At 43.0% G+C, this 8,050-nt stretch carries 11 protein-coding genes; 5 read left to right on the top strand and 6 right to left on the bottom strand.

Going from position 1 to position 8,050, the window contains the following annotated elements:
- Positions 1-86: 86 nt before the first annotated feature.
- The 5 genes from JGK14_RS20190 to JGK14_RS20170 form a co-directional block, all read right to left on the bottom strand.
- Positions 87-269 carry a hypothetical protein gene (locus JGK14_RS20190; RefSeq protein WP_293214390.1) on the bottom strand — a complete coding sequence of 61 codons (183 nt, stop codon included), beginning with the start codon at positions 267-269 and terminating at the stop codon, positions 87-89.
- Positions 270-356: 87 nt separating this feature from the next.
- A complete protein-coding gene (locus JGK14_RS20185; protein WP_293214392.1) occupies positions 357-1,091 on the bottom strand; it encodes a hypothetical protein in 735 nt (244 codons plus the stop codon).
- Between the two features lie 595 nt (positions 1,092-1,686).
- Positions 1,687-2,004: a hypothetical protein gene (locus JGK14_RS20180; RefSeq protein ID WP_293228906.1), complete on the bottom strand. Its 318-nt coding sequence runs from the start codon at positions 2,002-2,004 to the stop codon at positions 1,687-1,689.
- A gap of 6 nt (positions 2,005-2,010) precedes the next feature.
- Positions 2,011-2,748 carry a hypothetical protein gene (locus tag JGK14_RS20175; protein ID WP_293228908.1) on the bottom strand — a complete coding sequence of 246 codons (738 nt, stop codon included), beginning with the start codon at positions 2,746-2,748 and terminating at the stop codon, positions 2,011-2,013.
- Positions 2,749-3,300: 552 nt separating this feature from the next.
- Entirely contained in the window at positions 3,301-3,609 is a 309-nt protein-coding gene (locus tag JGK14_RS20170) for a carbon dioxide-concentrating mechanism protein CcmK (RefSeq protein ID WP_106149684.1), read from the bottom strand.
- A 46-nt stretch (positions 3,610-3,655) separates the two neighbouring features.
- Here JGK14_RS20170 and JGK14_RS20165 point away from each other — a divergent pair, with 46 nt between their 5' ends.
- The gene (locus JGK14_RS20165) at positions 3,656-3,805 is read left to right on the top strand and encodes a hypothetical protein (protein WP_293197480.1); all 150 of its coding nucleotides are present in this window, start codon (positions 3,656-3,658) and stop codon (positions 3,803-3,805) included.
- Positions 3,806-4,060: 255 nt separating this feature from the next.
- Here the strand turns inward: JGK14_RS20165 and JGK14_RS20160 are convergent, their stop codons facing one another.
- Positions 4,061-4,378: a DUF3067 family protein gene (locus tag JGK14_RS20160; protein ID WP_293214398.1), complete on the bottom strand. Its 318-nt coding sequence runs from the start codon at positions 4,376-4,378 to the stop codon at positions 4,061-4,063.
- Positions 4,379-4,584: 206 nt separating this feature from the next.
- On the opposite strand from JGK14_RS20160, the gene petC reads away from it, so the two are divergent.
- The 4 genes from petC to psbQ all read left to right on the top strand — a co-directional run bounded on the left by petC (position 4,585) and on the right by psbQ (position 8,018).
- On the top strand, positions 4,585-5,127 hold the full coding sequence (gene petC / locus JGK14_RS20155) for a cytochrome b6-f complex iron-sulfur subunit (protein ID WP_293184104.1): 543 nt from the start codon (positions 4,585-4,587) through the stop codon (positions 5,125-5,127).
- A gap of 202 nt (positions 5,128-5,329) precedes the next feature.
- Positions 5,330-6,319, top strand: coding sequence for a cytochrome f (gene petA, locus JGK14_RS20150; RefSeq protein WP_293184106.1), 990 nt, complete (start codon positions 5,330-5,332; stop codon positions 6,317-6,319).
- A gap of 312 nt (positions 6,320-6,631) precedes the next feature.
- Complete coding sequence (locus JGK14_RS20145) at positions 6,632-7,483, top strand: alpha/beta fold hydrolase (RefSeq protein ID WP_293189855.1); 852 nt, start codon at positions 6,632-6,634, stop codon at positions 7,481-7,483.
- Positions 7,484-7,574: 91 nt separating this feature from the next.
- On the top strand, positions 7,575-8,018 hold the full coding sequence (gene psbQ / locus JGK14_RS20140; protein WP_293184111.1) for a photosystem II protein PsbQ: 444 nt from the start codon (positions 7,575-7,577) through the stop codon (positions 8,016-8,018).
- The last annotated feature ends 32 nt before the right edge of the window (positions 8,019-8,050 follow it).

Below are 8,050 nucleotides of genomic sequence, written 5' to 3'. Positions count from 1 at the left end.
ATGTCTTTATCTCCACATAAACTGCCTAATTATCAACAAGGCATAAGAGCTATGAGCCTTATTCTATCAGCGTTATAGGCGACTTGTCACCCCGACAGCGGATTGAGAAAGACTTTGCCTCGTCCAGAATCGTATTTTACTTCTGGCACATAGTTTTGAATAGCACCGCCTCCTACGGGTGTAATAGAGAAAGCTTCGCATTTTTGACTTGTTAGTGTCACAAGCAAAGGTGTTACAAATAAAAACAGGGAATATCTGGGTAATGACATTTTTTTATCCTCTATAAAGTAGATATCTAACATTTATCAACCTTTGTTGGAAGTATCTTATAATGGCAATCTTGCAGCAATTTATGTTCAAAGGTGGACTAAGCTGATATTCTTTGAGGGAGTAGTTCCCCGACCTACCCAGATTTTTTCTTCTGTCCTTGGTACTTGCGTTATTAGTTCGCAGAGTCGTACTATTGTGCTGCGGACATCATACTCTAAAGCAATCGAGTACACGCCAGGACTGAGAGGCTCATAAATCCAAGGGGCACCTTGAGCATTAGTACCTTCAAGCTGAAGCTGATTATTCTGCCACTGAAGTATCCAGTTCCAAACGAAAGTTTCACTTTTTCCAGGTTTGATTGACGGACAAAGGGGTTTGTTTAAGGTCGGTGGATCAGATGAAATTACCTTGTTGGCTATTTTTAATTCTTGACCATCCATTTTTATAATCTTTGGACCAAAGCTAAGCGCCAAGGGGACGCGAATAGACTCTGATGTTTTGTTGGTAATGCGGACACCAAATTGCACAGGGGTATTTGCACCGTGCAGATTGGCTGGAATTGGCCATATCGGGTTAAACACCACAGTTTCTAAATGGATACCATCTACTTCAACTACATTGCTATGTGTTGATTCAAAGGATGTCAATTCAGTTGCCCTCCCCAGTTGGGCATCAACACCCCCAGCTAACAATCTGGGTACATGGCCGAGCGCGATTACACCAGAAGTGTCAGGTTGTTTTTTGGGGAGGGTCAATACAGGCTCTGGCATTATGCTTTCAAAGCGGATGCCATCAATTTCAGCGGATTTCAACTCAGCCACCCTGGTTATTCCTATATCAGAGGGCGTTGTCCCTCCTGCGGACTTATGGCTCAGTTCGATTACACCCGAAAGGATTAAAGCCAATAAAAACAAGGCAAAATGCTTAATCACATGAATTAGCTCTGCTTTTTTAAAAGTGACTCATTACTATTTGACGATATATATTAGGACAAATCTATTAATCTTTTAAGCGTAAAAATACTGAACTTTTTTAGACCAATTTTCCCTACTACCAGCAGTAGAACGGCTCTCTCGAATGCTTAGTCCAAAAATTAGCGATCGATACAATTCACCGCAGTTTTTTACCATATTTCCCTAGAATCTGTAACGTTTTATTTAACTATTGGAAGCGCAACGAGGCTGCCGTTTTATTCGTAATCTGAAGAGCGAGTTTTACAAGAGTTGTAGCATAGGGCTTATTTGAGGGGATTGTCAAGACACGATCTGGCATGAAAATTTGAAAGTGAATGCCATCTACTTCAACTGTATTGCTGTTAATAGATACAGGTGTATAAATTTCCACGATCGACCAAATTGATTATTTAGGAGATACAGCAAACCATCTGTTTCTCTCTTCCTCCTCGTTTGACTCACTTTAAGGCGGAATCAGCCTAAACTCCACAAAAGGTGTATTCACCATTCCCATCCAGAGGTCTTCACATAAAAACTCTAATTTTTCTGTGAGGGATCTGTATGTTAAGTGAATCTGGTATGTACCGAAGGCGAGATCGTTAAACCTCGAACAGGATCTACCTCCACCTGAAACTATCAGGCTTAACAGATTATTTGCTTGCCTTGTAAGGCTAGCTTTGAGAAATAAAGTAATGCTTTCTCCTGGTTTCACAAGTTGTAAGTCGGATTCTTGAGGAATAACCCATCCCAGACTACCGCCACAGTCTAGGCGAGGTATCATACCATTTTATCCTATTAGTTGGGGAATCAATGTATCAAATAAGATAAAGCGAAAAGGAGTTGAGGTATTGTTGGTAATTTTCATCCCAATCTGTACGGGAATTTTCGCAGATGATGCGGTTAGTGGAACTCTTAAGCTTGGCTCAGGAACTAGCGTTTCAAAGCACATACTATCGACTTCTACTCGATTGTTGTGATGCGGCACAGGTTCAATAAATCGTAAATTAATCGCAGGACTTGCAAACAAACTTCTCTCACTTTCTTCTACTCTAATTATTTCCCCTGGTGAATTTTCTAATAAGAAATTATCGCCCGGAGTTAAGTAGATGAATCGAAGCTGGTAAGTTCCTAGTCGTAAAGGTTGAAACAAATAAATTTTCTCAGGCCCAATAATGGTTGTGGTAGTAGAAAAAAGACTCGTTTGGAGTTGCAGGCAGTTATTTTGCCAAAACAGCTTTGCCATAAAAGACCGCACTATAGCTCTATTTTGGGGAATTGCTATACCCTTGTAATAGTTAGTTGCTATTGGTCTATCGCTCGTTTTTTGAGGGCGTATTTCTTTACGGTCAACAGTAAAAAGTTCGGGCGTTAAAAATTTATCTATGAAAGGAAACAATCTTGGTATATTATTAGTAATTTCTATATGAATCTGTACAAATGTAGTTGCATTCGTACTGTTCTTCGGTACTGGCACGACTATAAATTCGGGTTCCCAGATTTCTATATCAATACCCTTTTGTTCCACTGTATTGTTGTCACTTCAATTAAAATCTGTCATATTTATTACCCTTTATATGCCCCAAGTTTTCATTAACAGTAACTATTTTCTGTACTTTATTTAATGCCAGGACTCTAAAAATGATGAAATTCAATATAAACTAGAAAAAATGCTTGCTCACATCAATTAGCATTGCTTGTTGAAAGTCACTTCTCAGCTATTTGAATATGTATTAGGAGGAATGCCTTCATATTGGAACCGTAAAAATACGGAATTTTTTCAACCAATTTTCTTTCCGAAGAGCAGTAAAAACACTAAATTGCACTCTCATGTTAATTTAACAACCGCAGATATATTGATAATGCGTTATGATTGATTAATTTAATAAATAGCACTTATTAAACTTGTTTATGCTTCCACCAAATATGTCGCATCATACCCAACTGCTGCAACATTACTTGTGTCCGCAGCAAAAAAAGATGGATAAACAGGCAATAAAAATATAGAGGTGCGATCGCCCGCGCCTCTATATTTTACTAAAAGTTAAAATTCCATACCAAAGTTTTGTCAAAACTTTGTCTACATTCGGAACTGTTCTACTTCAGGCGTATAGCCGATCGGCAAAATGTAATCGAGATTCTCGTGGGGACGAGCAATTATGTGATACGATAGCAACTTTCCGCCATCGACCTTTTTAACTGATTCAATTCCAGCAGCAACGGCTGCTTGCACTTCAGAGATATCTCCTCGAACTATAATTGTCCAGTAAGCACGGGTTATTTTTTCATAGCGAACTAAAGTAACTCGGGCTGCTTTCACCATTGAGTCTGCAACTTCTACGGCAGCGGGAAATCCTAAGACTTCAACCATTCCAACTGCAACACCCATTACAACATTCTCCTAAGTTTCACAAGATATCTGAGACTCATTGTATGTGAAAGTGTTGACAGAAATTGGTTCGGATGATTTTGGTCAGCTAGAAACCCGATCGCCCAAAATTAAAAAAACTCCAGAAGCTGTTGCGACATTTAAATCCCACAGCAGTCTTCGCGCCGGAAAGCCCGCCACATCAGAGTTTGAATAAAATAAACTGCAAAAATTAGCTGCGCGACAGCTTAGTTTCTCACCGCCAGCAAGTTGGCTGACAAATTTGCCTGACGATTTTTGGGACTTTCAACTTAAAAAATCCAGCCCCGCCCAGACACAAAACTTTACAAGCTGCGAAGGGGCGATCGACCGTTGTGGTTTCCCTTGCAGCGAGCAGAACGCTCGCACTCCGGTATCATTCGGATATGACTGATGACTGATGACTGATGACTATTGACTGATGACTAATGACTCAAAACTCGTCAAGCAACCACTCCGAGGCTCTTTCGCCCAAATCCAGGGGAATGCTGACAGCTTTGCCCAAGCGCGGACGATCGCGAGTAGTGACAATATATTCTCTCACCTGTTCGGTGCTGCCCCAGCCATTGAGGTAATTGGCCACCGCCTCCAAATGCTCGAAATAATCAGCCTCCGTCATCGGAAAAGACACCTGTTCCAAATATTTCCACATCACCTGCACAAAAATCTTGCCCCGCGTCCGCCGCAATCTGATATCGTAAGACTTTCCCCATTTTTGTAGGAGTAGCTGGTGTAAATCCTTGCCCGTCATGGTTGCTCCTGAGTGAATCTGTTAAACATTAAAAGACAAAGTTCAAAAAATGTAATAATACTCTAATAAAGGCTGGAAGGCGCATTCTTAAAAGGAATTTTCGCTGCCTCAAATTTGTGCGAGCAGATTAGCACCGATAGTCCGAGTTGTCTGCACGTACAAGTTGGCTCACAAACAAACGTAACTTAAAACCGTAAAGGCAGGTCATGGCTCAAACTTCTGCTGGAAATCCCGATGTTCCCGATATGGGGCGTCGCCAATTTATGAATTTGCTGACGTTCGGTACAGTCACAGGTGTGGCACTGGGCGCACTTTATCCCGTTGTCCAATATTTTGTTCCTCCGTCGAGTGGGGCTGTTGGCGGTGGCGTGACAGCTAAAGATGCCTTGGGTAACGACATCATCGTTAGCGAATATTTGACTTCGCACCCTGCGGGCGATCGCAGTTTGGCCCAAGGCCTCAAAGGCGACCCCACCTATCTCGTGGTGCAAAAAGACTTAACTCTCGCCGAATACGGCATCAACGCAGTCTGCACTCACTTAGGTTGCGTCGTGCCTTGGAATGCTAGCGAAAACAAGTTTATGTGTCCTTGTCATGGTTCTCAGTACAACAGTGAGGGCAAAGTGGTACGCGGCCCCGCACCTTTATCTCTCGCCTTGGCCCACGCCACTGTCGCAGATGACAAGGTGGCCTTTACCCCTTGGAAAGAAACAGATTTCCGCACCGGCGAAGCACCTACCTGGTCATAGTTATTAGTCATTAGTTAGCAGTTAGTAGTTAGTAGTTAGTCATTAGTCGTTAGTGGTTAGCAGTTAGTTTCAATAACCAATAACCAATAACCAATAACCAATAACCAATAACTAATAACTAATGACCAATGACCAATGACCAATGACTAATGACCAATGACTAATCACTAAATTGTCTGAACCTTTGAGATTGAATACTCTGATGCCACAAACTAACTTATCTGCGATATTTCGCCGCAGTGCCAGGACGATCGCCAAAACTGCCTTAATTGCGATCGCCGCCGCCGGATTTTTTCTCAGTAGCGACATCGCACTTCCCCAAGCAGCATTCGCTTACCCTTTCTGGGCCCAGCAAACAGCACCCGCTACTCCCCGCGAAGCAACTGGCAAAATTGTTTGCGCCAACTGTCACCTCGGTGCCAAACCGACTGAAGTAGAAGTCCCCCAATCTGTTTTACCTGACACAGTTTTTGAAGCAATTGTCAAAGTTCCCTACGATCAAAGCGTGCAGCAAGTTACCGGCGACGGTACTAAAGGCGGCTTGAACGTAGGCGCAGTTGTGATGTTACCCGAAGGTTTCAAGATTGCTCCCGCTGACAGAATTCCCGAAGAAATGAAGGAAAAAGTCGGCGATCTTTACTTCCAACCTTACAGCGAAACCCAAGAAAATATTGTGTTAGTGGGCCCGCTGCCTGGTGAACAATACAAAGAATTGGTATTCCCAGTTTTGTCGCCAAATCCCGCAACTGACAAGTCAGTTCACTACGGCAAATATCTAATTTATGTCGGTGGAAACCGCGGTCGCGGTCAGGTTTATCCTACTGGCGCCAAGAGCAACAATACTGTTTATAATGCCTCAGTAGCTGGCACTATTTCTAAAATTGCTCAACCCGAAGATGGTGGCTATGAAGTGACAATTCAACCAGCAGAAGGTGCAGCGGTTGTTGATACAATTCCCGCAGGCCCAGAACTGATTGTTACTGAAGGACAAACAGTTGCAGCCGCCGAACTTTTGACGAACAATCCTAATGTGGGTGGTTTCGGTCAAAAAGATGTAGAAATTGTGCTACAAAGTGCCAATCGAGTTACAGGATTGATGGCTTTCGTAGCTTTGACTATGTTGGCTCAAATTATGCTGGTTCTCAAGAAGAAACAGGTGGAAAAAGTTCAAGCTGCTGAAATGAATTTCTAAGCTGGACTTTCATGAGTTGGGTAAGGCGCTCAGTTATCATTGTCAACAAATACGTCTTGTGTAGTGCCAGACTGCTGCCTTACTATTAAGCCTAGATCCCCCCTAACCCCCCTTAAGAAGGGGGGAACAAGAGTATTCTTAAAGTCCCCCTTTTTAAGGGGGATTTAGGGGGATCGAGACTTAGATAGAAACCTGAGATACAAAAGGTTTTAGGCAATTGTTGAGACTAATGGTGCTTTGTGCGTACCCAACTATTAAGTAAGTAAGGCGGGGAATACCCGCCTTATTCTTTGATAAATAACAAGTAAAATAATGCCAATTGATGAGAAAACAATTCAAGTAGGGTCACTGGAATGGTTTTATCGGGAAGCAAATCCGGTAAACGAAAGTGATAAATCACCAGTGTTGCTGCTGCACGGTATACCGTCCCAAAGCTTTACCTGGACTGCGATTATGCCAGATTTGGCGACGAGTGGATTTCGATCGATCGCGCCGGATTGGGTGGGCTACGGGCGATCGACAAAACCAGACAAACGCGACTTTGCTTATACTCCCGATGCCTTTGTAGACGCCCTCACAGGCTTTATTCAAACCCTAGAAGTAGACCGAGTTTCCCTAGTCGTCCAAGGATTTTTAGCATCTGCCGGCATTCAATACGCTTTACGAAACCCCGATAAGATCGATCGTTTAGTCATTATAAATACACCAATTTCAGCAGATATCAAATTGCCTTGGAAAATGCAGCAGTTGGGGCTGCCTTTTATTGGCGATATGCTGACGCAAGACCCACTTTTGGTGGACAGAACCCTCGAAGGCGGAAGTCGCATCAGGGTATTAGACAAGGATTTAGATGTTTACCGACGCCCGTTTTTGAAGAGCTCGGATGCAGGGCGATCGCTAATGAACACCATCCGCAACATTCAACTGCCAAAGTCAATGGCAGAAATTGAATCCGGCTTACAAGGATGGACAAGCCCAACCTTATTTGTGTGGGGTTTAACCGACCCTTGGCTGAGTGTTGAACCAGCTAAAAAATTAGTCAATTCCATGAAAAATGCCGAGTTAGTCACCCTAGAAGAAGTCTCCCATTATCCTCAAGAACATTGGTCAGAAAAAGTTGGCGGTGCTCTGATAACTTTTCTGCGCCAAAAGGAGGTAAAATAATATTTTGTACCTAACTCTCGGTGCAAAGTAGGGGCGGTGTCCCGGTGCCGGCCCGCAACGAGAAATCTAAAATCTAAAGTCTAAAATCGCTATGACTCGTCCCCGTTCCTTTTTTGCCTTGATGATGGCATTTTTGATGGCATTTCTGGTTAGTTGCAGCAGTGTCGAAGCAAAAGTTCCCACGACTTACACAGCAGCCCAGATCCAACAGATTCAGCGCTATGTTCCTACTCTGACAGAGTTCCGATCGCGCATGAACAACCTAGGAACCCTAATTCAGAAAAAAAATTGGATTGATGCCAAAACTTACATTCACGGGCCTCTCGGCGAATTGCGCGGCACCATGAAAACCGTGTCGGGCAGTTTGTTGCCGAAATCTCAACAGCAAGCTATGGATTTGACCAAGAGTTTGTTTGCTGATTTGGTAGAGATTGATAACGCTGCTAAAATGGCTGACAATGCCAAAATCACCGCTAGTTATAGCAAAGCTGTGAAGGATTTCGATACTTTCTTGCAGCTACTTCCTAAAGCCTAATCGCTTTAGTTTGTCGCGCAGATCGGACGTAG

It is taken from the genome of Microcoleus sp. PH2017_28_MFU_U_A, assembly GCF_020738035.1.
Lineage (GTDB): Bacteria > Cyanobacteriota > Cyanobacteriia > Cyanobacteriales > Microcoleaceae > Microcoleus.
Note: the sequence above shows the minus strand (reverse complement) of the source record. Positions and strands in the feature narration are given on the sequence as shown.

Excerpts from the sequence above, each read along its gene's own strand:
- petA (WP_293184106.1), top strand. The coding sequence starts at position 5,330 with ATGCCACAAACTAACTTATCTGCGATATTTCGCCGCAGTGCCAGGACG.
- petC (WP_293184104.1), top strand. The coding sequence starts at position 4,585 with ATGGCTCAAACTTCTGCTGGAAATCCCGATGTTCCCGATATGGGGCGT.
- JGK14_RS20180 (WP_293228906.1), bottom strand. The coding sequence starts at position 2,004 with ATGATACCTCGCCTAGACTGTGGCGGTAGTCTGGGATGGGTTATTCCT.
- JGK14_RS20160 (WP_293214398.1), bottom strand. The coding sequence starts at position 4,378 with ATGACGGGCAAGGATTTACACCAGCTACTCCTACAAAAATGGGGAAAG.
- JGK14_RS20190 (WP_293214390.1), bottom strand. The coding sequence starts at position 269 with ATGTCATTACCCAGATATTCCCTGTTTTTATTTGTAACACCTTTGCTT.
- JGK14_RS20145 (WP_293189855.1), top strand. The coding sequence starts at position 6,632 with ATGCCAATTGATGAGAAAACAATTCAAGTAGGGTCACTGGAATGGTTT.
- JGK14_RS20170 (WP_106149684.1), bottom strand. The coding sequence starts at position 3,609 with ATGGGTGTTGCAGTTGGAATGGTTGAAGTCTTAGGATTTCCCGCTGCC.
- psbQ (WP_293184111.1), top strand. The coding sequence starts at position 7,575 with ATGACTCGTCCCCGTTCCTTTTTTGCCTTGATGATGGCATTTTTGATG.